Annotated in this window: 26 protein-coding genes; 7 read left to right on the top strand and 19 right to left on the bottom strand. The window is 40.3% G+C overall.

The features are described from left to right. Positions 1-4: 4 nt before the first annotated feature. From glmU to F4V57_RS10010, 7 genes are all read right to left on the bottom strand, one after another. Positions 5-1,369 carry a bifunctional UDP-N-acetylglucosamine diphosphorylase/glucosamine-1-phosphate N-acetyltransferase GlmU gene (gene glmU / locus F4V57_RS10040; RefSeq protein ID WP_070070204.1) on the bottom strand — a complete coding sequence of 455 codons (1,365 nt, stop codon included), beginning with the start codon at positions 1,367-1,369 and terminating at the stop codon, positions 5-7. 12 nt (positions 1,370-1,381) lie between these two features. After that, positions 1,382-1,882, bottom strand: a complete 501-nt coding sequence (locus F4V57_RS10035; protein ID WP_205634530.1) for a phosphatidylglycerophosphatase A family protein — start codon at positions 1,880-1,882, stop codon at positions 1,382-1,384. Continuing rightward, a complete protein-coding gene (gene thiL / locus F4V57_RS10030) occupies positions 1,863-2,789 on the bottom strand; it encodes a thiamine-phosphate kinase (RefSeq protein ID WP_070070202.1) in 927 nt (308 codons plus the stop codon). Before thiL ends, F4V57_RS10035 begins: the two co-directional genes overlap by 20 nt. A 37-nt stretch (positions 2,790-2,826) precedes the next feature. Then, the gene (gene nusB / locus F4V57_RS10025) at positions 2,827-3,267 is read right to left on the bottom strand and encodes a transcription antitermination factor NusB (RefSeq protein ID WP_070070201.1); all 441 of its coding nucleotides are present in this window, start codon (positions 3,265-3,267) and stop codon (positions 2,827-2,829) included. A gap of 21 nt (positions 3,268-3,288) precedes the next feature. Next, positions 3,289-3,759: a 6,7-dimethyl-8-ribityllumazine synthase gene (gene ribH, locus F4V57_RS10020; protein WP_070070200.1), complete on the bottom strand. Its 471-nt coding sequence runs from the start codon at positions 3,757-3,759 to the stop codon at positions 3,289-3,291. 75 nt (positions 3,760-3,834) lie between these two features. Next, entirely contained in the window at positions 3,835-4,947 is a 1,113-nt protein-coding gene (gene ribBA, locus F4V57_RS10015) for a bifunctional 3,4-dihydroxy-2-butanone-4-phosphate synthase/GTP cyclohydrolase II (protein WP_070070199.1), read from the bottom strand. Between the two features lie 170 nt (positions 4,948-5,117). Continuing rightward, positions 5,118-6,404 carry a hypothetical protein gene (locus F4V57_RS10010; protein WP_070070198.1) on the bottom strand — a complete coding sequence of 429 codons (1,287 nt, stop codon included), beginning with the start codon at positions 6,402-6,404 and terminating at the stop codon, positions 5,118-5,120. A gap of 87 nt (positions 6,405-6,491) precedes the next feature. On the opposite strand from F4V57_RS10010, the gene serB reads away from it, so the two are divergent. From serB to F4V57_RS09995, 3 genes are all read left to right on the top strand, one after another. Then, on the top strand, positions 6,492-7,709 hold the full coding sequence (serB, locus tag F4V57_RS10005) for a phosphoserine phosphatase SerB (RefSeq protein WP_070070197.1): 1,218 nt from the start codon (positions 6,492-6,494) through the stop codon (positions 7,707-7,709). Positions 7,710-8,161: 452 nt separating this feature from the next. Then, positions 8,162-8,494 carry an AciT family ciprofloxacin tolerance protein gene (gene aciT, locus F4V57_RS10000; RefSeq protein ID WP_070070196.1) on the top strand — a complete coding sequence of 111 codons (333 nt, stop codon included), beginning with the start codon at positions 8,162-8,164 and terminating at the stop codon, positions 8,492-8,494. Between the two features lie 185 nt (positions 8,495-8,679). After that, entirely contained in the window at positions 8,680-9,159 is a 480-nt protein-coding gene (locus F4V57_RS09995) for an SCP-2 sterol transfer family protein (protein WP_070070195.1), read from the top strand. 49 nt (positions 9,160-9,208) lie between these two features. Here the strand turns inward: F4V57_RS09995 and dtd are convergent, their stop codons facing one another. The 8 genes from dtd to gshA form a co-directional block, all read right to left on the bottom strand. Continuing rightward, positions 9,209-9,649, bottom strand: a complete 441-nt coding sequence (gene dtd / locus F4V57_RS09990) for a D-aminoacyl-tRNA deacylase (RefSeq protein WP_070070194.1) — start codon at positions 9,647-9,649, stop codon at positions 9,209-9,211. A 32-nt stretch (positions 9,650-9,681) separates the two neighbouring features. Continuing rightward, a complete protein-coding gene (locus tag F4V57_RS09985; protein ID WP_070070193.1) occupies positions 9,682-11,049 on the bottom strand; it encodes an MATE family efflux transporter in 1,368 nt (455 codons plus the stop codon). Between the two features lie 67 nt (positions 11,050-11,116). After that, the gene (locus tag F4V57_RS09980) at positions 11,117-12,268 is read right to left on the bottom strand and encodes a methionine aminotransferase (RefSeq protein ID WP_070070192.1); all 1,152 of its coding nucleotides are present in this window, start codon (positions 12,266-12,268) and stop codon (positions 11,117-11,119) included. A gap of 104 nt (positions 12,269-12,372) precedes the next feature. Continuing rightward, positions 12,373-13,674 (bottom strand): DUF445 domain-containing protein, encoded by a 1,302-nt coding sequence (locus F4V57_RS09975; RefSeq protein ID WP_070070191.1) that lies wholly within the window; start codon positions 13,672-13,674, stop codon positions 12,373-12,375. An 8-nt stretch (positions 13,675-13,682) separates the two neighbouring features. Next, positions 13,683-14,243, bottom strand: coding sequence for a CC0125/CC1285 family lipoprotein (locus F4V57_RS09970; protein ID WP_070070190.1), 561 nt, complete (start codon positions 14,241-14,243; stop codon positions 13,683-13,685). A 126-nt stretch (positions 14,244-14,369) separates the two neighbouring features. Then, entirely contained in the window at positions 14,370-15,029 is a 660-nt protein-coding gene (locus F4V57_RS09965) for a class I SAM-dependent methyltransferase (protein ID WP_070070189.1), read from the bottom strand. Positions 15,030-15,094: 65 nt separating this feature from the next. Next, positions 15,095-15,586 (bottom strand): disulfide bond formation protein B, encoded by a 492-nt coding sequence (locus F4V57_RS09960; RefSeq protein WP_070070188.1) that lies wholly within the window; start codon positions 15,584-15,586, stop codon positions 15,095-15,097. Positions 15,587-15,589: 3 nt separating this feature from the next. Next, positions 15,590-17,179, bottom strand: coding sequence for a glutamate--cysteine ligase (gene gshA, locus F4V57_RS09955; RefSeq protein ID WP_070070187.1), 1,590 nt, complete (start codon positions 17,177-17,179; stop codon positions 15,590-15,592). A 179-nt stretch (positions 17,180-17,358) separates the two neighbouring features. On the opposite strand from gshA, the gene F4V57_RS09950 reads away from it, so the two are divergent. Further along, positions 17,359-17,898 carry a DUF924 family protein gene (locus F4V57_RS09950; RefSeq protein ID WP_070070186.1) on the top strand — a complete coding sequence of 180 codons (540 nt, stop codon included), beginning with the start codon at positions 17,359-17,361 and terminating at the stop codon, positions 17,896-17,898. Positions 17,899-17,944: 46 nt separating this feature from the next. Here the strand turns inward: F4V57_RS09950 and F4V57_RS09945 are convergent, their stop codons facing one another. Next, a complete protein-coding gene (locus F4V57_RS09945; protein WP_070070185.1) occupies positions 17,945-18,682 on the bottom strand; it encodes a dienelactone hydrolase family protein in 738 nt (245 codons plus the stop codon). 155 nt (positions 18,683-18,837) lie between these two features. After that, positions 18,838-18,993: a DUF1328 domain-containing protein gene (locus F4V57_RS09940; protein ID WP_070070184.1), complete on the bottom strand. Its 156-nt coding sequence runs from the start codon at positions 18,991-18,993 to the stop codon at positions 18,838-18,840. A gap of 198 nt (positions 18,994-19,191) precedes the next feature. Between F4V57_RS09940 and F4V57_RS09935 the strand changes: the two genes are divergently transcribed. After that, complete coding sequence (locus tag F4V57_RS09935; RefSeq protein WP_070070299.1) at positions 19,192-19,644, top strand: YcgN family cysteine cluster protein; 453 nt, start codon at positions 19,192-19,194, stop codon at positions 19,642-19,644. On the opposite strand, the gene F4V57_RS09930 is transcribed toward F4V57_RS09935, so the two are convergent. Beyond that, the gene (locus F4V57_RS09930) at positions 19,641-20,516 is read right to left on the bottom strand and encodes an alpha/beta hydrolase (protein WP_081409235.1); all 876 of its coding nucleotides are present in this window, start codon (positions 20,514-20,516) and stop codon (positions 19,641-19,643) included. The two genes, F4V57_RS09935 and F4V57_RS09930, sit on opposite strands and share 4 nt — an antisense overlap. 204 nt (positions 20,517-20,720) lie before the next feature. Here F4V57_RS09930 and F4V57_RS09925 point away from each other — a divergent pair, with 204 nt between their 5' ends. Both F4V57_RS09925 and F4V57_RS09920 read left to right on the top strand, forming a co-directional pair. Continuing rightward, a complete protein-coding gene (locus F4V57_RS09925) occupies positions 20,721-21,887 on the top strand; it encodes a PQQ-dependent sugar dehydrogenase (RefSeq protein ID WP_070070182.1) in 1,167 nt (388 codons plus the stop codon). Between the two features lie 75 nt (positions 21,888-21,962). Continuing rightward, positions 21,963-23,237, top strand: coding sequence for a replication-associated recombination protein A (locus F4V57_RS09920; protein WP_070070181.1), 1,275 nt, complete (start codon positions 21,963-21,965; stop codon positions 23,235-23,237). Between the two features lie 55 nt (positions 23,238-23,292). On the opposite strand, the gene F4V57_RS09915 is transcribed toward F4V57_RS09920, so the two are convergent. Next, positions 23,293-24,750: a DASS family sodium-coupled anion symporter gene (locus F4V57_RS09915; RefSeq protein ID WP_070070180.1), complete on the bottom strand. Its 1,458-nt coding sequence runs from the start codon at positions 24,748-24,750 to the stop codon at positions 23,293-23,295. Between the last annotated feature and the right edge of the window lie 191 nt (positions 24,751-24,941).

Genomic DNA, 24,941 nt, shown 5'->3' with positions numbered 1-24,941 from the left:
CAAATCATGATTTCTGTTTTTGTGGACGTTGATAGTTCGCTTTGTGACGTACTTCAGCACGTTCAACAGCTAAACTATGTGCTGCAACATCACGGGTAATCACTGAGCCTGCGCCAACAGTCGCCCCATCACCAATTTGAACAGGTGCAACCAGTGAGCTATTTGAACCAATAAAGGCCTGATTACCAATAACTGTTTTATGTTTATTGGCACCATCATAATTACAGGTGATTGTACCGGCACCAATATTACTTTCTGCACCGACCTGCGCATCACCAAGATAGGTAAAATGATTGGCTTTACTGGCATAACCCACACTGGAATTTTTCACTTCCACAAAATTACCAATATGAACATCATTGGCTAGAACTGCATTTGGGCGTAGACGGGCGAATGGTCCGATCTGATTATTTTCACCGACAATCGCCGAGTCAAACACGCTATAAGGTTGTACAACGGTATTAGCAGCAATTTTGGTATTTTTTAAAATACAACCCGCACCAATCTTTACGTTGTCACCCAGTTCACATTCACCTTCAATAATCACATTGATATCAATTTGCACATCTTGACCACAATTTAAAGTACCCCGCAAATCAAAACGATGTGGATCAATGATGTGTACGCCCTGACGCATTAATGTTTCAGCTTGATAATTTTGCCACTGACATTCAAGGGCTGCTAATTGTAAGCGATCATTGATACCTTCAACTTCAAAGTTAAATTCAGGTGCAATGGATGCAATTTCTAATCCATCTGCGACAGCCATAGCCACAATATCCGTCAAATAATATTCACCCTGTACATTATTATTGGAAAGTTTAGGTAGCCATTCATGTAATTTTTGATTACTGACGCAATAAATACCAGTATTGATTTCTGTAATCTGACGCTGTTGCTCAGAAGCATCCTTGTGTTCAATGATGGCCTGAATTTTCCCATCCTTACGAATAATACGTCCATAACCCGTTGGATTTTCCACATTCAGCGTGATCATGCCGATGCCTGAGGCAGTTGATGCATCCAATAAACGTTGCAGGGTATTTTTGGACACCAATGGTACATCACCATATAAAATGAGTGATAAACCCTCTTGTGGCAAAATAGGTAAAGTCATTTGTACAGCATGGCCTGTGCCAAGTTGTTCGGCTTGTTCTACCCAGTCGATGTTTTGTTTGGAAAACGTCTGTTTGACCAGTTCGCCACCATGACCATAAATGGTGATGATTCGTTCAGCTTGTAATTGTCTGGCTGTATTTAGAACATGACCCAATAAAGGTGTATTGGCTAATGGTTGTAATACTTTGGGTAACGCTGATTTCATGCGGGTGCCTTTGCCTGCCGCAAGAATAATGACTGAAGTTGCCATAATTGACATTCCTCATGAAACAAAAAATAAGATTGCGCCAAAAACACATGCTGCCATGATCCCTGCCAGTAGATCATCAAGCATAATGCCTAAACCTCCGGAAATATGCCGATCAGCCCAGCCAATTGGAAACGGTTTCCAGATATCAAACAAACGAAAAAGAGCAAAACCTAACCAGAGCCACCAGCTAGATTGCGCAAAGTAGATCAGTGGGAGCAGGGTGATAGATTGCCCAGCAAACTCATCCCAGACAATGCGACCATCATCATGCACCTGCATGATTTCTGCACTGCGACCACAAATATAGATACCGACAATCGACATCAGAATAATGATTACAATTGATGAAAATAGTCCTAATACGATCCAGAGCGGATATAGAACTAGAATTGCCAGTGATCCCATGGTACCGGGTGCTTTGGACAATAAACCTGAGCCGAGCCCAACACCCAGAAACCAGATAAACTTGTCAAAGCCTGAATGACGGCTTAAATCAATGGGAGGTTGTGGCAAAATGTTGATATCCTGATTGCTTTAGCGTAAACGCCTGTTGCTGATTAAAAAAATGACAGACAGAACCTGACTCAATTTGCCCAATAATATAAGGTTTAAAGTCAAATTTTTGTGTGAATTTATTTAAATTTTCTGCGGAAATTGTGAAGCAAAGCTGATAATCATCTCCACCTGCCAGTACCAATGCTTTTTGTGTATCTAAAGCTAATGTTTTAATTTCATCAGCCATAGGAATCTGTTCAAATTGAATTCGTGCGCCAACCTGACTGGCGTGCAGAATATGTCCAAGATCCTGAGCCAGACCATCGGAAACATCTAACATACTGGAGGCATAACCACGTAATGCCAGCCCAAATTCAACCTGAGGAATGGGATAATCCAGTGTATTCTGTAGTGCAGAATCTGGATAGCGTAAAGCGTATGCTGCACTACCAATTTGACCAGTTACAGCGATAAAATCACCAACTTGAGCGCCTGAGCGTAAAATTGCCTGATGTGGTGCAACCCAGCCAAGTGCCGTAATTGAAATGGTAAGTGTTGGGTTTTGTGTCGTGTCACCACCAATGAGTTGTACACCATATTGCTGGCAGCAATCGGCAATACCACGACTAAATTCCGCTAACCAATCTTCATTAAGTGTAGGTAAGCTTAATGCCAGTAAAACACTGTGAGGTGTGGCACCCATGGCAGCAAGATCTGACAGATTAACAGCAACACTTTTCCAGCCAATTGCATGTGCAGGCGCATCTGGTAAAAAATGCCGACCGGCAACCAAAGTATCAATACAACTGACCAATTGTTGATTTTCTGGAGGGCTAAACACTGCACAATCATCGCCAATGCCTACACTAATATCTTGTGTAGTCAGAGATTGAAAGTAGCGGGAAATGATCGAAAATTCAGTCATATAAGCCACATCATGTCGTTTGGCCTAGTCATTCAGTTTATTGTTTTTCGGCTTGGCGAAGTTTTTGCGCCACACGATCCAATACACCATTAATATATTTATGGCTATCTGCACCACCAAAGTGTTTGGCCAGTTCAATGGCTTCGTCCAGAACCACACGATAGGGAATTTCCAGATGATATTTTAGCTCATAAACGCCTAATCGCAAGGTTGCAAGCTCCACACCATCCAGTGCGTTGAGTTCACGATCCAGAGCAGGAATTAATACAGCATCAATTGCCTCATGTTCAGCAACGATCTGGCTTAATAATTCATGATAATAGCCAATATCGACTTTGTGCATGGCATTTTCGGCACGGGTACGTGCTTCAATCTCATGAACAGGATTATGGGTCATTTGCCACTCATAAATCCCTTGAACAGCAAAACGGCGTGCTTTGCGTTTTGCTGCGTATGTGGTTGGATAGCTTTGATTCATATTTTCTATTTGCCTTACAAATTAAATCGCTTTTAACAGATTAACCATTTCAATGGCGGTTAATGCTGCTTCAGAGCCTTTATTTCCAGCTTTGGTACCTGAACGCTCAATGGCCTGTTCAATACTATCTGTGGTTAATACACCATTAATAACTGGCAAAGTACTTTCTAGTCCGACAACGCCTAACCCTTTGGCACATTCTCCAGCGACAAAATCAAAATGAGGTGTGCTACCACGAATAACTGCACCTAAAGCGATAATGGCATCAAATTTCTGTGTTGTAGCCAGTTTTTTAGCCACAATTGGAAGTTCCCATGCACCAGGGGCATAAGCTACAGTGATATTTTCTTCTGCAACACCATGACGTTTTAGCGTATCAATGGCACCTTCAAGCAAATGCTCAACCACAAAGCTGTTAAAACGACCAACAACAATTGCGTAATGGTCTTGTGCTGCGAGATGAAGTTGACCTTCAATTTTTTGGATAGTCATTGTTTGTCCTCAAAATATCGTTGAAAAATCATACGATAGTATTTTTAAAATTATTGCAACTCAAGCGGTAAAATCTTAAACCTGAGTTGGTGTAATGTATTCTACAACTTCCAGATTAAATCCGGATAATGCGTTAAAGCGTAATGGTGAACTGAGCAGGCGCATCTGTTCTACTCCCACATCTCTTAAAATCTGTGCGCCAACCCCAATAGTTTGATACTGACGAGATAAGGCTGCATTTGATTTACCGGTTTTTGGCTGTTTAAGGCTCTTTAATGCAGATCCCAGATCTTCCAGATGATTTTGTCCAATCCATACCAAAACACCGCGTTCGCTGGCAGCAATTTCCTGTAAGGCATTGTCAATGTTCCATGCAGGTTCGCCATCGGCCTTATTTAATTTTAAAAGATCACGGGCTGGATTAAAACCATGTACACGAACTGTGGTGACACCTTCTGCTGGATTGCCTTTGACCAATGCCAAATGAACGGCAGGATTGCCAACTTCATGATAATAATAGAGTTGAAATTCACCATATTCTGTATCGATAGTTGAGTTTTCTATACGTTCTACGGTTTGTTCATTCATCATTCGATAATGGATAAGGTCGGCAATAGTACCAATTTTTAAACCATGTTTTTCTGCAAAAATTTCCAGATCAGGACGGCGAGCCATTTCGCCATTTTCCTTGATAATTTCACAGATAACAGAGGCAGGCTCTAGACCTGCAAGGCGAGCCAGATCAGAACCTGCTTCGGTATGTCCGGCACGGTGTAATACGCCACCGGGTTGTGCCATGAGCGGAAAAATATGTCCAGGCTGTACGATATCGTCTGGTCTGGCATGTGCAGCAACTGCTGTACGAATGGTATGTGCCCGCTCAGCCGCAGAAATTCCGGTCGAAATTCCATCAGCAGCTTCAATAGACAAGGTGAAATTGGTGCCGTGCTGTGCGCCGTTATGATCGACCATTAAGGGTAAGTTTAATTGTTGACAACGCTCTTTACTTAAAGTCAAACAAACCAAACCACGAGCATGAGTGATCATAAAGTTAATGTCTTCTGGACGAACATGTGTGGCAGCAATAATGAGATCGCCTTCATTTTCACGATCTTCGTCATCCATGAGAATGACCATTTTTCCTGCACGGATATCGGCTACCAATTCTTCGATGCTATTTAGTGACATCTGCTTTCACCTTTTGCTATTTAAGGACAAATCATTCGGGTTGCCCTGTGAATTCAACGCCGTATAGTCTAGCGTTTTTTGTGGTGATTTGCTTGATTTTATTTGCGACTTAAACATCAATAAATGAGGGTCAATCATATTCATGACCCTGTTAAACCAGAATAAATCCTTCAAGAATCATCCTGTGCTGAGTCGTTTTGTAGTTTTTTCCCAAGTAAAATCTCATCTCGCATTTGTTCTGCGGCATGGGCACATTCCGTATTTAAACCCTGAATGAGTAATGCTTCACGTGTCAAAGCGTTAGACGGATTTGGCAAATTTATTAATTCGTAGCAATGACGATCATGTTTAAAACTTGGTTTACTCAAATAAATTGCGAGTTCTTTGGCGTGTAAATATTGTGCCAAACGAATTGCAGATTTTTCTGCATTAAGCTGCATGCTTGGCAGTTCTTCTGCAATGGCACTACGAGTTTGTAATGCAAAACGTTTATCCTCACGATAGCGTTTATACATAGCATCAGACAGCGATTGAAAAACTGTGGCCACCAGAATAATTGTTGGAATCGCTTGTGGTGCAGTTTTATCAATACGAATTAGTGCACCATCGTCAAAGAATGGTTGAATCACTTCAAGTTGATTCTCATGTAATTCAAAATGTTCAAGACATAACTTAATGGTTTTGTTTAAAAATAATTGTGCCAGATTAAAGTAGGCCTGTGCGGTACGCTGGTTAACTGACCCTAACAATTGTTTTGGGTCATAAAACTGAATACTGAGATAAAGATGATCTGAATGTTCGGTTTTGTTAAGCAGATCCTCAACATCAAGATTGGCTTTAGGACGTTGATTTTGATAAAGCTGCTGAGCTTTGGCAAGAGTAAGTGTTGCTTGATGTTTCTCTTGTTCGAGTGCTTCGGCTAAACGCTGGATTTCATGTTTAAGTTGAGCTTCACGTTTCATTTTTGCCAAGAATTCAGAACGTGTTGGGCGAGCAATTGTACGATAGCCAATCCATAATAAAATATGAATAATGAGTGAGGCGACAAGAGGAAGCCAGTTATTGCGTAGTGTTTCTCCTAGACTTGGTTTAATCAGGGTAACTTCTACTCGTCCTACTTTTTGTTCATTGGCAATGGCATCTCTTACAAAAATATCCCCATCACGGGTTTTATTGGCACCAGCGGTAGCTAAAACCTGATTATTTGGGTCTAGGATACGTAATGATGCAATACTTGGATTGGTTGCGTAACGAGAAGTTAATAATGCCAGAGAAACGGTATTGGGTGGGTTCAACTCAGCTAGACTATCTGCCACCAGTTGGCGAGTGAGTAATTCACCCTGAATGATACGGTTATCTTTTAAATAATAATTAGTAGCAAGCACAATCAAAACACTGTGCAAGGCAAAACTAACAATAAGCAGGCTTGCAAAAAGCCCTTGACGAGGTGCGTTCAACTTAAACTTCCAAGGCAAATAGTTTCAAGATCGATTATCATGCTATTAATTTTATAAACAGCAACTACTCAGGTCAGAGTTATACTCATGCGAGAAATCATTCTTATTTCCTTTCTGGGACCAGACCAACCTAATCAGTTTACCCGACTTATGCAAGTATTGTCTGTACATTCTTTGCAGATTCTGGATGTTGGACAGGCAGTTATTCATCATCAATCCACACTGGGAATGATCATTCACTCTGAAGATCAGACAGCAACAGCACTTGCAATGAAAGAAATTTTAAGTCTGGCTGAAGAAACCAATGCGACTGTGCATTTTAAAACTATTTCTGAAGCAGAATATCAACAGTGGGTCAAAGATGGTGGACAGGTTAAATATCTGGTAACGGTTCTGGCACCTGCACTCAACGCAACCCATTTAGAAGCTGTGAGTCAGTTGGTGTCTAGTCAAGGGTTTCATATTGATCGCATCACACGTCTTTCAGATCGATTAGTATTAGATCATCACCAACAATCGGCACCTGCGTGTATTCAGTTTGGATTAAGTGGAAAAATGCTGGATGCACAAGCCATGCGTAACGCATGTCTGGGTTTAAGTAGCAATCATAATATTGATATTGCAGTTCAGGAAGACAATGTATATCGCCGTAATCATCGTCTTGTATGCTTTGATATGGATTCTACCCTGATTGAACAGGAAGTGATTGATGAGTTGGCACGTGAAGCAGGTGTTGGTGTACAGGTTGCAGAAATTACTGAACGTGCCATGCTGGGCGAGCTAGATTTTCAGCAAAGTTTTCGGGCACGTGTTGCTTTATTAAAAGGTTTGGATAGTAAGGTTTTAGCCAGTGTTGCACAGCGATTGATCATTACGCAAGGCGCAGAAAATCTAATTTCAACTTTGAAATCATTGGGATATAAAACAGCGATTTTATCTGGTGGTTTTCAGTATTTTGCGGAATATTTACAGCAAAAATTAGGTATTGACGAGGTGCATGCCAATATTCTGGATATACAGGATGGTTTGGTGACAGGTGAAGTGAAAGGCCAGATTGTTGATGGTGCACGCAAGGCACAATTATTACAGGAATTGGCAGCCAAATATGGGATTTCGACTGCTCAAGTAATTGCCGTAGGTGATGGAGCCAATGACTTACCTATGTTATCACTGGCTGGTTTAGGCATCGCATTTAGAGCAAAACCATTGGTACGCCAGAATGCACGTCAGGCAATTTCTACCGTAGGACTGGATGGTATTCTGTATCTTTTAGGAGTACATGATAAAGATATTCACCGAGTATAGGCCTCATTTATAAGCCTAAGATATCCACAAAAAATGCTACATCTGGCAGTTGCGTGTTGGATGTAGTGTTGATGTAATGACAATGTTATTTTGTTTAAAATTTAATAAAAAACAATGACTTATTAAAATCAATATGGCTTAAAAAAATATTTAAAAAAATTTTTTGATCGTAAATAAAAATTCTATTTTTTTGCAAGAATCCTTAATTTATCAGGCTTTGTTACAGCTTGTTATTTGCTAAATAAAGTCGAGTGTAATATTAAACGACATCCTGTGTCGTTAATTCGCATGTAGGGGCTTTTCTCAGCGTTAAAAACTTGCATAATGATTTTACCGAAATGCTTTTAAGGTTGTTTTTTAGTCGGTTAAAGCTTAAGTACTTTATTTTGAAATGCGTTGGGTAGATCAAGGTCGTGATAAATAAAGATTCCAGATGGTGAAGGAGGAAATGCATGACTACAATGAGTATGGCAACAGTGTTAGGGCTAAGTTGTGTTGCTCTGGCAATTTGTTTGATCGCATTTTCACGCTATCGCCATTGGTTATTGTTCATGGGGGCAGGTATGGTGTTCTGGGGTGGACTTGAACTGCTGCGTGTGATTATTCAAAGTCTCATTGATATGCCCTTATTGTACGGTTATATCACAGCTTTTATGCTCAGTTTACTGGGAATAACTGGACTGATTATCTGGTACGATCGGCAACATTCGAAAGTGATTAAAAAGGTCAAATGTATAGAACATACGCCAGTTTATGAGGATGATCAGCATCATTATCTACGTTAGATTGACAAGAAGAATCATGATTAAATCAGTATGGACGGCCAGTATAAATAGAATGTCAACGGTTTCTACATAGATAAAAAATATAGATTTGTTGCAACACAAAACAGAATTTAAATTTTAAAAAGCGGATATGTTAGGATAATATTTTATATCGCCTGATGCTGGATAACCTTTTAGGACAACTCATGAAATTATCAATTTTGCCTGTGATTAAACTTCCGGTCGTGGATGTTACAACTGATCCTTTGGATTTATTACTGGCGGGTTTAACGCTACGTATGAAGCAGTTGGCACGTACCAGCCCAAAGTTTATCGAGCTAATTTATGATCGTAAGTTTCGTATAGAAATTGCTGCCGAAAATGGCGTTGCCCGCCATTTGGTGATTGATCATGGTCAGGTCAGTAATGAACCTGCAAAAGGTCAGGCTGCCGACTTTAGTATCCATTTTGTGGACAGTGATTATGCAGTAAAAACCATTTTAAAAGGTAATCCAAGCGCATTTATGAGTGGAATGCAAAGTGGCGACATCAAAATGGAAGGCGATTTTACTTTACTGGTCTGGTTTAATAAAGCGGCTAAACTTATTGTGCCTAAATTGCCTAAGCCTTTAACACAAAAATATCAGCAAGTGCGTCAATTAATTAAGCAAAAAACAGGGAAATAAGTGACATTTACTTATTGAGTAAAAATGGACACAATAGGGACGCCCATTTTTACTCAACTTCTAGCATAAATGTTACCGGACCATCATTAATGAGTTGCACTTGCATATCCGCTGCAAAAATTCCGGTAGCAACATGAGTATATTGCGAGTTTATATAAGCGACTAGTTGCTCATATAACGCTTTGGCCTGTTGAGGAGGCATGGCTGGAGCAAAATCTGGGCGTAGACCTTTTTGTGTATTTGCATAAAGAGTGAATTGTGAAACCAAAAGAATTTCACCTTGTGCTTGTTGGATATTCAGACCCATTTTGCCTTTTTCGTCATCAAATACTCGGTATTTAAGAATTTTATCCAGTAATTTTTGCCCTTTTTCTAAATTATCATCTTGTCCCAATCCAAGAAATACCACCAAGCCATGTTGAATTTGACCCACAATTTGTTGATCGACAGTCACGCTTGCTGCTTTACTACGCTGAATCAGGGCACGCAAAATTGTTCTCCAAAAAAATTAAAATAGTGAGTTTAAACCAGACGGCTAATAGATTTCTTTTTCCAGACCAATAAATAATAAGCCATTTGTAAAAAGAACGTGGCGACAAAAGCAGTTGCATAACCATACCAGATACCCTGTAACCCCCAGAGATGACTAAACCACCATGCCAGTGGAATTTCAATACTGACAATACAGAGAATATTAATGACCATTGGTGCAATTACTGTACCACTGGCACGCATAATCCCCGCAAAGATTCCTGCTGCACCAAAAAAGAGTAAAGACCAAAGAACGATGTGTAACAGGCTCTCACCAAGTTCTACCACTGTGGGTTCAGTAATGAAGAGGGACATCAAGGCTTTCGATCCTAAATATGCCAGACTGATAAGTCCACCGGTCAGAATCAGATTAAACCACAATGCGGTGCGGGTGACTTTGCGTACTAAGCCTATTTGATCAGCGCCAATGGCCTGAGCAGCAAAAATAGATGCTGCAATACCAATTGATAGCGCAGGAAATTGTACATAATTTAATACTTGATTTACTGCACCGTAAGCAGCAGTTGCATGCGCACCAAAGCGATTGACCATGCCAATAATGACCAGACCTGCAAGTGAAGTCGTGACCATTTGTATGCCGGTTGGTATCCCCAATTTGAGAATTAGTTTACACATTTGACGATCAAAGCGGATATGTTGTCTGAGTTGCTGGTCCAGTTTAAGTGGATGATTACGGAATTTGAGGTAAAGATATAAAAAGCCCAGTACACAGCAATAACTGATATACGTTGCAATAGCTGGAGAAATAATCCCCAAACTAGGGAAGCCGAACATGCCTTTAATTAACACTGGCGTAATGATCATACCAATTGCACTGGTCATGCCTAGTGCAACCAATGGCGTTATACTGTCACCGACACCACGTAAAATAGAAGTATATATAATATAGATAAATAACAATGGACTGCCTGCAAGCATCCAGCGAGTATAGGGCACAGCCAGATGCATCACCGATTGATCCGTACCAAGTAATCGTAAAATTGCGGGTGTAAACAATGCTCCGAGAGCCGCAATAATTGTGCCTCCAGTCAATGTCATAAACAGAGTTGAGCCAACAATACTATGTAGCTTTTCGGTATTACGTGCACCCCATGCCTGGCCAATGAGTACGGTACAACCTGCGGATAACCCGATAATAAAAGCCATCAGGCAAAATAATATTGGAAAAAAAACCGAAACAGCAGCAATTGCTTCTACTCCCATCATTTGCCCGACAAAAATGGTATTGATGGTGCCGGAGAGGCTTTGCAGAATGTTGGTGGCAATCAACGGTAACAGGAAAATCAGAAAAACTTTCCATAACTTACGTTGTTGTATCGAAGATGCCTGTGCTGCCATAAATCATCCAAAAATTGGTGAAAATAGCGGCTATTCTAGCAAGGGTATTGATGAATTGCTTGACTGTTTAACAATTTGACAGAATATCCAGTGCCTGTTGTAGTGTTTCAGTTTTTTTGGCAAAACAGAAACGTAAATAAGGTAAATGTTGAGGTGGCTGCTGATAAAATACAGAAATTGGAATACTGACAATACGATGCTGCTCAGCAAGCCATTGGCACATTTCAACGTCATTTAAATCATCCCGAATTGCGGAATAATCTAGTAACTGAAAATACGTACCTTGACTGGGTTGTGCAGAAAAACGACTGTGCTGAATACCTTCCAGAAAAAAGTCACGTTTTTGTTGATAAAAATTTGCAAGTGTTTTGAGATGTTCCGGAGATTGTTGCATAAACTGTGCAAGAGCAATTTGACAAGGCTGTACACCACAGAAATTGGCAAATTGATAAACCTGACGTAATTCACGCATCAATGCTGCTTTGGCAACGCAATAACCTGTCCGCCAGCCTGTAACATGAAAGCTTTTACCAAATGAACCAATTGCCAACGCTCGATCTTGTAATTCAGGAAAATCCATCACTGAATAATGACGTTGTCCATCAAAAACCAGATGCTCATATACTTCATCAGATAATACAATAATATTTTTATTTTCGATTAATTGAATTAAATTTAGCCAGTCTTCTTTGCACCAGATACTGCCTGTTGGATTATGCGGTGTATTGACAATAATCATGCGTGTACGAGAAGTAATCGCAGCGTGTACTTGATTCCAGTCCACCTGAAAGTCAGGTGCCTGTAAGGCAATATGTACAGTTTTCCCACCTGCCAGATGAATAGCCGGGGCGTAACTATCATACGCCGGATCAAAAACAATGACCTCATCCTGTGGATGAATTAACGCTTGAATTGCAGAATAAATTGCAATAGTAGCGCCGGCAGTAATCGTCACTTCATTGACTGGATCAAAATGAATTTGATGTTGCTGCTGATATTGTTCACTGATCAGTTGTCTTAATGCCAGAATACCATGACCGGCAGGATATTGATGGGCAAAATCTGACACTTGATGAAATGCATCAAGTAAGGCTTTGGGTGGAGCAAAATCTGGAAAACCTTGTGACAGATTGAGCGCTTGCAAGCGTTCTGCAAGTTCTGACATGACAGTGAAAATGGTTGTGCCTGCCTGAGGAAATTTGCTGTCAATCTGAATCATGGCAATTTATCTGTGCTGATCAAAAAGGCATTATCATGGACTGCACTGTCATAAAATACAAGTGAGGATTTAAGCAAAGACCCATTTGGTTTCTACACTATTTTTCAAAATAAATAATCGAATCCGGCACGAAAAATTCCCAGCAATAAACCGATAAATCCACCGACCACAACACCATTGACTCGAATCATGTGCAGATCACCACCAACCTCATTTTCAATTTTGGCAATCATTTCTCTGGAGTCCCATGCATGTATTTGCTGGCTGATAAAACGAATTACCTTATCGCTATATTGCGCACTCAATTGTGTCGCAATCCCTGAAAAACGCTGATTAAATACTTCCCGTACTTCGATATTGTCACGAATACTCTCACCGACCTGCATGATGACTGCACGTAAATTGGTGGCAAGTCCCGAGTCATTGCGTTGTAAATCCTTGGTGATCGCCTGACATAAAATCGTCACTGCACTACTAATAAAATTTAAAAGTTGTGGGCTTTCCAGAAAAGCATCTTTGGTTTGATTAAGACGTAGACTGGCCTTGCTGCCATCATGCATTAAGTCGTGCATAAGCTCACGACCATAATCTTCAATATGTTGACGCCATGGATGGTCTGGATCCGCTAACATTTGTTCAATCTTTTTAATAAAGGCCTTAATACTGCGTTGCTGTACATCAATTCCCAAAAAACTGACGCCTTTGGCCAGCTTGGCTACGCCCATTTCTTCAAATAAACGTTTGGTTAATTGTTCTGTTTCGTGAGGGTGGGTCTGTAGCCAGTGATGTGCTGCATCCAATCCACGTTGTAATACATCCTGATGAAAATCATTGTCCAGAATGGCACGCAGCATTTCACTGGCCAGACGGTTGATTCGAGTATTTTTGACCCATTGAACACTATTATCCTGAATAAATTGGCTGATCTGCTGTTGACCAAAAAATTCAAAAAACTTGGGAACACCAAATTGAATCACTTCAACGATTTTCTGACTATTTTCAGGTTGTCTTAGCCAGTTTCCGGCAGCCAGACTAATGTCTGTTTTGGCTAGAGTGTTTTGTACTACAGTTGGTGAAAGAAAATTTTCCTGAACAAAACGACCCATGGACTCAGCAATACGTGCTTTGTTACGTGGAATAATTTCGGTGTGATCCCGTAGAAGTTTGGGAAGTGGAAATTTTCCAAAGGGGTTGCGAAATAGTACAGTAATGGCATACCAATCGGCTAATCCGCCAACCACACCCGCTTCAGCCGAAAGCATGAGAATATGAATAAGCCAGCTATATTGTGGAAAAATTTTGGCCAGAACCATTAAGGCAATCCAACAACCTGCGGCAATTGCAAGAGCAATCCCAGCAAGGCGTTTGGAGTGTTGCAGACTGGAAATTTCTGTATCAGTAGACATAGAGCAGTTTATGGCGTTTTATTGATGGGTTGAGGAATAATGACACTTCCATCAGGGCGAAGTCCATATTTTGTGCCTAAGCTTTGTAGAATACGATGCGCATCAAAAGCATCGGCAGGTGCCTGGGCTTTTTTAAACATTTGAATACTATATGAAACTTCTACAGGATCGACATCAACGCTATAAGGCATATCATAAAATGGATCGTCCCAGAATGGACCATAAAACCGACCGTAAGGTCCGACATAAGGATGCAGTGGTCGATTTGGATATACCACAACACGACGAGGTTGTTGCTGATTTAATTGATTACTTGGATCATTCAAAACTTTAAAAAAATCAAAACCTTGTTGGACTGTAATCTGAGCCGATTTAAGTAACGTAATTTCCTCGGCAGAACCATAGGATCTATTGTTATCTGCTTTAAAACTGATTCGTGCGGTGGAATCATTAAGCGGAATAATCTGGTAATGCCCCAGTTGATCGAAAGTTTTGGGTTGTTGTGTAGTTGCACAGCCAGTGAATACAACCGTACTACAAAGCAAAAGGCTTATTACGATGTTATTCATGGAATTTCTCCCCGTTTGATCTATTTTTATATTGTCTGCTTGGTTGGATGAACACAGACTTTCAGCATAACGCCAATTCGTGAAAAATGTATGTAGTTTTTGTAGATCGATCATGCATTGATCGGCTTATTTTTTGTAGAGTGTCACGGTGAGAAAATGACGGTTTACCCAATCGCCAGCTTTACTTTTGACCTGATCCTGTGCCGCGGTATGTTGTTGTATAAATAAATTGCTACTTTCCGCGAGGGTCTGGAGTTGCTCAAGATCGTATAATTCAAAATTAAACTGAGTAAATGGCAGAGTTTGCATAAAAGTTTTATCGGCAAAGGTCAGGTTGATCAATCCTTGTGGTTTAAGCAGATCTCCCAATGCCTGCAAAAAAGCTTTAGGCTGCTGCCAGAAATAAATACTATTGACACTAAAAATACGATCAAAAGTAGCGCTAGTAAAAGGTAGTGTGAAGCCGTCATAGCATTGGAAATGCGCTTGTTGTTTCATGATGGCAGTATGATTAAGATGCTGCGCTTCTTCATACATTAATTCGGAAATTTCTAGTCCTTCATAATACAAATGTGCTTGCTGTTTCAGTAAATAATCCAGATGTGCAGCATTGCCATGTCCTAATTCAAGGATGTGCTGTTTTGCATCAAGTTGCAATAAATCAATGCAATGTTTTGTCATGGGCCAATTGCTTTGATGCATCATGGCAGCCATTTCCAACCCTTTTTCCCCTTGTGGTTGTCTTAATTGTGCAGCAATCTGTTGTAGGGTTTCAATGTCTGCCATCTGATGATTTTCTCTCTAGTACTTTACTGAGCATTCAGTTTGGATAAAAAGCTATCATTACATTATTATGATCGACGTAATAGTTGCCAGAGATTCAGGATAAGCAGGAAGGTAAAAAATACCAGTGACCAGACAGCTAACGATTGTCCGAGAAATGTCCAGTCAATCACCGCACATTCGCCAGAACCTGATAATACTTCTTTCACAACCGATTGAAATGGCAGAGCATCCATTAAATAGTTTAGACCCGGACCACAAGAAGGTACCTGATCTGGTGGCAGATGTTGAATCCAAACTTGACGGGCAGCAACAGCAACAGACCAGCCAATTGCCAATGTACTGAGTAAACTATAAAAACGGCGTAACCAGCGTTGGCGTGGATGATGAATTAGTGCGATCAATGCAAAAAAGCCCATTGCCAATAGACCTACACGCTGAAAGATACATAAAGGACAAGGATTTAAGCCTTTAACATGCTCCAGATAAAGTGCAAAACCAATTCCAATAAAGCTGATCAGGACGAGTAAGGTATTTACGATACGATAGCTTGGCCGCATAAGTTAATTCTCCAGCAGATTACGGTAAGGTTTGATGTAGTCGCAAAAGTCTGGTTGTGGTTGCGATTCGAGATGTTGTTGCTGTGTGATCGATTGTAGCGCAACCTCATTAAAGTATTGTTCTAGCTGGTCAGACAAGGCGTATTGCTGGTAATGGGTCTGATGTTGTTTGGCAGTATTGGCACCAAAACTCCATGTACCTGAGCTGGCTTTAGTTTGGTCCAGTATTTGTGATGAAAGTGTTTGTGACACATCATCACAACGTTGTTGCATACACCTGAATGCATTTTGATAAATCTGATCATGTTCATTCTGATCCAGTAATTCTGCCAAACCTTGCATTTGTGCAAAGTGTTGTCGCATCCATTGTTGTAATTTGACCGTACCAGAAAGAGTATGCAGCTCTAGTTGTGGATCACGACCATTGGTGACAGTGATTGCCTGATTCTTATCCAGTAAATCTTGTTCATTTTCGGTAATTTTCGGACTTTCATCAAGTAAACAATATAATGCCAAAATTTCCAGAAATGCAGCACTATCTGTATTTATACCAATTGGACTAAATGGATTTACATCGACTGCACGTAATTCAACATAGGCAACACCACGTGCTTCAAGTGCCTGAGAAGGTGTTTCTTGCCCTTGCGGTGTCTGCTTTGGACGAATCAAACTGTAATATTCATTTTCAATTTGTAGAACATGATCGTTGATCTGAATAGGTTCACCATTAGCATCATTCAATCCCAAAGACTGAAAAGCCGGATAAGGGGTGCGAATGGCTTTACGCATTCCAGTCAGATAATCCGGTAAATGATTGTAATGAATCCCGAGTTGGCGTTGGGCCGAGTTTTGATAACCCAAACGTCCCATACGCAAAGCAGTCGCATCTGGTAAATAAAGTGTACCGCCAACCAAAGGTTGTAATTGGTGTTTTCGGCCTGTCACAAAACAACGGCAAACTGTTGGACTAGCACCTAATAAATACATGACCATCGGGATTAAGCGGAGAAAATTACGAATGAGTCCAAAATAACGGTGGCTGCGATAATCCTGTAAATTCAGTTTTTTTAATAATGGATTTTGTTCTTGTTGTTGTAATGAGGCAAACAGTTGATCCGGAAAAGAAAGATTATAATGTACACCTGAAATGGTCTGCATTCTGCGACCATAACGTACACCTAAACCCCTGCGATATAAGGTTTTAAAACGACCAATATTAGAATGGCCATATTGTGCCAGAGGAATATTTTCTTCCTGTTCATCTAGCATACACGGCATGGATAAAGGCCACAGTGATTCGCCTTCTGGTAAATGTTTTGCGGCGTAAGCATGGATATTTTCCAGAAATTCCAGTGCCTTAGCGATATCGGGTTGTGGTGGTGTAATGAATTCCATTAATGCTTCAGAATAATCTGTCGTAATAAATGGATGGGTCAGTGCAGCACCTAAAGTTTTTGGATGTGGCTGTTGTGACAGAAAACCGTTGGATTGCATGCGGAGGCTTTCACGTTCTATCCCACGTAACATTCCCTGTAAGTGGTTTGGTGTTAACCAGGTAGGAACAATAGAAGAGGCATTCAAAGATTCTGTCATATAAAGTTGCTCAATCCGTTATTGATTTGCTGTTATAAACAACAGCAATAATTTATATATGATACAAGTATTGCTTGGATCATGCATAAATCAGACAGTGTTTTAACACAAACCCATGTGATCACACATTAGAATTATGTGATTTTATACAATTAATTAAAAATAAGGCAGAGAAATTTATGGATGCAGCATTTGTTTTGAATTTTTGGTTTGCAGCAGAGAATCAGCCCTTCTGGTTTGAAAAATCTGGTGAATTTGATCAGAAAATTGTCACACATTTTATGACGATTCATCATCGTGCAAAGCAGGGTGAATTATGGTCATGGCGTGTGACACCGGAAGGTCGTCTGGCAGAGATTATTATTCTTGATCAGTTCTCACGTAATTTATTTCGTGAACAGCCACAAGCGTTTGCACAGGATTCGATGGCATTGGCACTGGCGCAGGAAGCGATTTCCCTAAAACTCGATCAGCAGCTTGATCCTGTACAGCGCAAATTTTTATATATGCCATTTATGCATAGTGAGTCAGGCTACATTCATGATATTGCTTTGCAATTATTTCAGCGTTTGGGAGATCAACTCACACTAGATTTTGAAAAAAAACATCAGCGAATTATTGATCGTTTTGGACGTTATCCGCATCGTAATGATATTTTAGGGCGAATTTCAACGACTGAAGAACAGGAATTTTTAACCCAGCCCAATAGCCATTTTTAGCACAAGACCGGAATAGTGCTTCCGGTCTAAATGTGTTGAGGTTAAGTCAGGCAAACGTACGCTTAAGCAAGTCGTATAATTTTGCAATGGCTTGTTTTTCTGATTCGGGATTATATGCAAGGTCTGTCCCGTATTTTGCTGCTTTTTCATCCGCTACAGGATTGGTAAAACCATGTTTAGTGTTTGGATAAATATCTACAGAATATTTAACCTGGGCTGCAGTCATTTCCTGTTTAAAATTTTCGACATCATTTAGAGAAACCATACTGTCATCTGCACCATGAGCGACAAGAACTTCTGCGGTAAATTTCCCTGCCTGCGCCGGTTGTTGAGCACTTAAATTGGCATGAAAAGTTGCTACAACTTTTAAATTGGCACCGGACCGCGCCAAATCTAATGCTACTTTCCCACCGTAACAGAAACCGATGGCAGCAACCTTATCGGCATTTACATTATTTTGAGCAACTAATGTTTGATAAGCTGCAGTTGCACGATCAACGATCGTGGCAGGATTTTCAAATGTTGACATCATATATTTGCCTGCAGTATCTGCATCTACCGCAAGTTTTTTATCGCCATACATATCAATCGCCAGTGCCACATAGCCTTGTTCGGCAAGTTCGCGAGCACGACGTTCGATATAATCATTACGCCCCCACCATTCAGGACATACCAGTATACCGGGTGCCTGAGAAGTATTTTCAGGATAAGCCAGATAGCCAATCAAGGTTTGACCGGTACTGTCCTTGTATTGAATTTCCTTGGTTTGAATGAGCTGAGTCATATCATCATATCCTTTATTTCATTAAGTCTATTGGTTATAGCGAATAAATATGACAAAAGGCAATCATAGGATTGCCTTTTGTATAATTTTTTGCACAAAATATTATGGCTGGAAGCTGAGAAAACTGCTTCACAACCTAATACTATTTCAAGCAACTATTTACCTCTAGATAGGAAGCCGATCACAAACAAAATGACAGCAACCACAAGGAAGATCACGGCAAAGTCTTTTGAAAGCCCTGCAACGCCACCAAAACCCAGAAAACTTGCAATTAATGCAATCACTGCAAAAATAATTGCCCAACGAAACATAATATTCTCCTCAATATATTTGTTTATTATTTGCTCATGGTAATCATAAAATTGAGCCTATAGTGTAAATATTTTGTGAATTTAAGCACAGTTTTTGTAGGGTTTATGCCAAATGTGTATCACTGCAATGCAGAAAAAGCTGCGGATCCTGTTATTTATGCTGTTAAAATAGCTTATCTTCGGTTTTATCTATTCGTTATGGATTCTGATTTACGCCCGCAATTTTGGCAACATTACTCGATTGATGCCCTGACACATGCAGAGTGGGAAGCATTATGTGATGGTTGTGGTTTATGTTGTCTCATTAAATTGGAAGACGATGAAACACAGGAAGTTGCCTATACCAAAGTGGCGTGTAAGTTACTGGATTGCCAAAGTGCGGCTTGTTCAGATTATCCTGATCGACACCAATATGTCCCTGACTGTATCCAGCTTACTCCGGAATTACTACAACAAATTCATTGGTTACCTTCGTCATGTGCTTATCGCAGAGTTGCAGAAGGTAAGCCATTACCCAACTGGCATTATTTATTGACAGGGGATCGCAACAGCATCATCAAAGCAAAAAAATCAGCGGCAAAACGCTGTATTTCTGAAACTCAAGTGCAAGAGGATGATATTGAAGAATATATCATTCGTTGGGTTCGTTAAGGTTGATTAATTTTAAATACCAGATTTAATGCAGCAAATAATGCTTCAATATGGCTGGCATTGGCAAGCTCAAAAGTTTTTACATTTAAATTTTTGTGTTGCATTAAATCATGGGAAAATTGTGCAATATCAGAATCCTGCTGTACCAGAGGATGGGCTTGACGCTTTTCCCTATTTTCTGTTTCTCCAACGGATAGCCATAAAGTCGTTGGTTGCTTGAATTGCTGTGGCATACTTGATAATTGTCTTAAAAGTGCATAATCATTCCACCAGATTGATGGACTGGCAGCCAGATAAAATTGAAAAGAATCCGGATGATTTAAAAAAGTATATAACGTAAACAGTCCCCCATAAGAATGCCCAAATAAAATTTGTTGTTTTGCATTAATTGTATAATGTGCTGCAATTGCTGGTTTTAATTGTTGTTGAATAAATTGAAAAAACTGTTCTGCACCACCTTGAGTATAATCTGAACTGCCTCGGTGTGCAGGTTGTTTTAATTTACCCTGATAAGGCGGCGTATAGTCGAAGCTACGTGCTTTTAAATCAAAACTTTGATCAGTAGGATAAGCAATGGCAACAATCAAAGGCGGTGTTTTATGTGAGCGAAAAGCAGTGTTGTCGATCGCCTGAGCCATGATTGAGGCATAGGGAAAAGTTGCATTGCCATCTAACAGATAAATCACTGGATAACCAGATTTAGGCGCAGGTGTTTTAGGTTGGTATACCTGAATAACATATTTTTGAGCATGAAATTTTGAATTGAGTTCAAATTGCTGATTTTGATGTCCACCAACTAAGGTCACGCCCTGTTGCAATTTGATTTCCTCGGCTTGTGTTGTTGCAGCCTGAAAAGTAACAGTACACATCATGCAACTGAATAAAAGATTTTTGATCATTTTATACATTTTGAGCTTAAAAATTATGGGAAATACCATACAGCAGCATTTATCTTTTGGCGAGTAGAAAAAACAAAAGCATTTACATCTTGAAAAGAACAAAATGGATCTTGGCTATATCTGGTCACCAGAATTGGGTAGGCTAAATTTTAATAACAGCAAAAACAGGCAAGGATCATGTTGAAAAATTTATGTTTATTTTTAGCCTTATCGGGCATTTTGGTTGGATTGACAGCTTGTGGTACATCGACTCCAGAAGCAGCAAGTCATGATATGGCAACGTCTACAGAAGCCCATGTCCCGAAATTTCAACAAAATTTTCAGATAGATAAAATTGCTAGTTTTGATGAGCCATGGGCTTTGACACAATTACCAGATGGACGATTATTGATTACAGAGCGTAAGGGAGTATTGAAAATATTTGATCCACTCAGCCAACAAAGCATTGATGTTTTTGCTGTACCAAGTGTTGCTTATGGTGGACAAGGTGGTTTAGGTGATGTGATCTTGCATCCTGATTTTAGCCATAATGGCTGGATTTATCTAAGTTATGCGACACGTGGAAACGGTGGTTATGGTGCAGAAGTGATTCGTGCCAGACTGGATTTAAGTTTACCGGCAAAACCCAAATTGCTGGATCAAAAAGTTGTCTGGCAACAAGTGCCTAAAACTTCAGGTCAGGGGCATTACGCACATCGAATGCGTTTTGATCAGCAAGGTAAATTGTGGATCAGTTCCGGCGAGCGACAAAAATTTGATCCAGCACAAGATATGCAATCTAATTTAGGAAAAATTTTACGTCTAAACGATGATGGCACAGCAGCAGATGGTAATCCTTTTGCCTCTCAAGGTGGCATTGCTGCACAAATCTGGTCTTTGGGGCATCGTAATCCTTTAGGGATGGATTTTGATCAGCAGGGGCAACTTTGGGTGGTGGAAATGGGGCCTCAGGGGGGGGATGAATTAAATTTGATTGAAAAAGGGCAAAATTATGGCTATCCGTTGGTTTCCAATGGTGATCATTACAATGGGCAATTGATTCCAGATCATGCAACACGACCTGAATTTGAGGCACCAAAAATAAGTTGGACACCGGTAATTTCACCATCCAGTCTGATGATTTATCGGGGAGACCAGCTTGAGTACTGGACAGGAAAAGCCATTATTGGTGGCTTATCTTCACAAGCCATTATTGTCGTAGATATTCAACAGCAACCCGCACGTGAAATACAAAGAATTGATATGAAAGCACGGATTCGTGGCTTATTGGAAGCACCAGATGGTGCCATCTGGGTACTTGAAGATGGAGAAAAAGCCAATTTGCTCAGACTTCATGCCAAATAACAGCATTCTGTTTTTTACTTTTACGATATGAATTGGCATTATAGGATAAAACCGTGCTGCTGCTGATCAAGACTTATGAGTGAAACACAAATCCCATTACCCGAACGTCTACGTCCAAGAAGTCTGTCCGAAATTATCGGGCAGGATCATTTACTGGGGGAAGATGCGCCATTAAGGCAAATGATTGATCAGGGGCATTTACCTTCAATTATTTTTTGGGGACCTCCGGGAGTTGGTAAAACCACCATTGCTTTATTATTGGCACAGGCGGTGGATCGTCCATTTATCAGTTTGTCTGCATTGAATACAGGGGTAAAAGAATTACGGGAAGTTATTGCCGAAAGTGGTGATCTACTAACACCTGTGGTATTTATTGATGAAATTCATCGATTTAATAAATCTCAGCAGGATGCATTACTGGGTGCAGTTGAGAAGGGTAAAATCACCTTGATCGGTGCAACTACGGAAAATCCTTCCTTTGAAGTCAACAGTGCTTTGTTGTCACGTTGTCAGGTGTATACCTTAAAAGCATTAGATGAAAATGCGATTGAAATCCTGTTAAAAAGAGCGGTGAAAAGTGATAAGTTCTTACAGGCTAGGCACATTCAGCTGGAAGAATTTGATGCGCTGTATCAATTTGCTGCGGGTGATGCCCGCAAGGCACTTAATTTGCTGGATCTGGTGGCGAGTACCTTTGAACCGGAACAGGAAAATATTTTAAATGATGCATTGGTAGTCAAAGTCGCCCAGCAAAATATTGCCCGTTATGACAAATCTGGCGAGCAGCATTACGATCTGGTGTCCGCTTTTATCAAATCGATTCGAGGGAGTGATCCTGATGCCGCATTATACTGGATGGCACGAATGCTTAAAGGTGGAGAAGATCCAATTTTTATTGCACGACGTATGTTGATTGCTGCATCGGAAGATATTGGAAATTCTAACCCTAATGCCTTGTTATTGGCAGGTGAATGTTTCCGTTCTGTGCAGGTGATCGGTATGCCTGAAGCACGAATTATTTTGGGGCAGTGTGTTGTTTATCTGGCCACTAGCGCAAAAAGTAATAGTACTTATCTTGCAATTAATCGTGCCATGGCACTGGCTGAAAAAACAGCACACTTATCTGTGCCGTTACATTTACGTAATGCACCGACCAAACTCATGAAGCAACAGGGTTATGGGGTAGATTATTTATATCCACATGATTATCCAGAACATTTTGTAACGCAGGATTATTTACCATCTGAATTAAAAGGCACAACTTTATATGAACGTGCCTTAAATAAACGAGAGGTAGAGGCAGAAAAGTTACAGCAACGGCGCTGGCAGCAACAAAACCAGCAACAATAGATAATATGAAAAATCATGGCAGTCAGTGATACTGCCATGATATTCAAATGTTGTTTTACCAGTAGCCTAGCATTTTCCACCACAATCCACCGATGACTACAAAAATTACAATATTAACCACACTCATAATAAAACCGGCTTTCCACCATTCGCTTAAAGTTGTATAACCTGAACCAAAAATGATCGGTGAGGTTCCGGTTGCATAATGGGTAAGTGTCATCATGATGCTAGATGCTGCGGCCATGATCAGGGCAAAAAACATTGGTGGTGCGCCTAGTGCCAAACCAGCAGTGTAGAAGGCGGCAAACATGGCTGTAATGTGGGCAGTGGTACTGGCAAAGATATAATGGGTGTATAAATAGGCTAACATTAATAATAAACAGGATGGAATCCAGCCCCAGCCCAAATGACCAATTTGAGTTTCGAGTACTCCAGAAAACCAGTCGATTAAACCGAGTTTATTTAAAAAAGTAGCCATCATTACCAATGCAGCAAACCATGTAATGGTATCCCATGCATTTTTTTGTTGAAGAATATCTTCCCATGTCAGTACACCAGTCACCAGCAAAATACATAATCCCAAAAACGCTGTGGTTGTGGCATCTACTGCATAAGCATCACCTAATAACATGGCGGGAATGCCTGCCCATAGCAACAATAACACACCGAAAGTTCCCAGCATAATGAGTTCGTGTAGGGACACTTTCCCCATTTCTTTTAATTTATCTTTGGCAAATTGTGCAGCATTCGGGGTTTGTTTGACCTCAGGAGGATACATCCAGTACAGAATAATAGGCATGACAACCAGTGCAATTAGCCCTGGAATCAGCATGGCAATCGCCCATGTTGTCCATGATAAAGAAATTTCTGCACCTGTTGCTTTGGCAATTAAATCCACCACGAGAGGATTAGGCGCAGTGGCAGTAATAAACATGGCTGAAGTAATGGGATTGGAATGATAATTTACCAAAGACAGATATTTACCCATCCGTGCTTGTGTGCCTTTTTCAGGATCGGAATCATAACTACTGGAAATCGCACGGACGATTGGGTGAATGATTCCACCACCTCGAGCAGTATTACTTGGTGTTACTGGAGCAAGCAATAATTCAGATAACACCATACTGTAACCAATACCAATGGTACGTTTTCCCCATACTGCAATAAACAGATAACCCAGTCGTGCACCCAATCCGGTTTTTTGTAATCCTTTGGAAATCATGATAGAAATACCGATCAACCAGATTAAAGGGCTGGAAAAGCTACTTAAAGCATCTTGCATGGCTTTTGCAGGGTTATCATTGGTGACCCCTGTAATTCCGACCAGCATAATGGCAATAATGGCGATCGCTCCAATTGGCATGGCTTTACCGATAATCGCAGCGATGACACCAACAAACATTGCCAGTAAATGCCATGCAGCAGGTTCAACCCCTTGGGGAATAGGCACAATCCACCAGATTAAACTGGCAAGTAATATCGCAATAATGGTCGGTATTGGTTTAAATCCCATAAATCACCCCTGTTTTAATCGTTATGTATATATCAGTGTAGCGATTTTAGCTTTAATTTGGGAAAATCTAATGACAAAAAAACAATCAATATTTAAGTATAGTGTTTATTGTTAAATTTAAAAAATTGTATTTAAATGATGCTAAATTTTAGCTGGAATAAAAAAATAAAATTTGAAATAAAAAGTGTATA

The organism is Acinetobacter qingfengensis (assembly GCF_008693185.1).
Lineage (GTDB): Bacteria > Pseudomonadota > Gammaproteobacteria > Pseudomonadales > Moraxellaceae > Acinetobacter > Acinetobacter qingfengensis.
The sequence above is the reverse complement of the archived record's forward strand: the minus strand, read 5'-3'. Positions and strand labels throughout refer to the sequence as shown.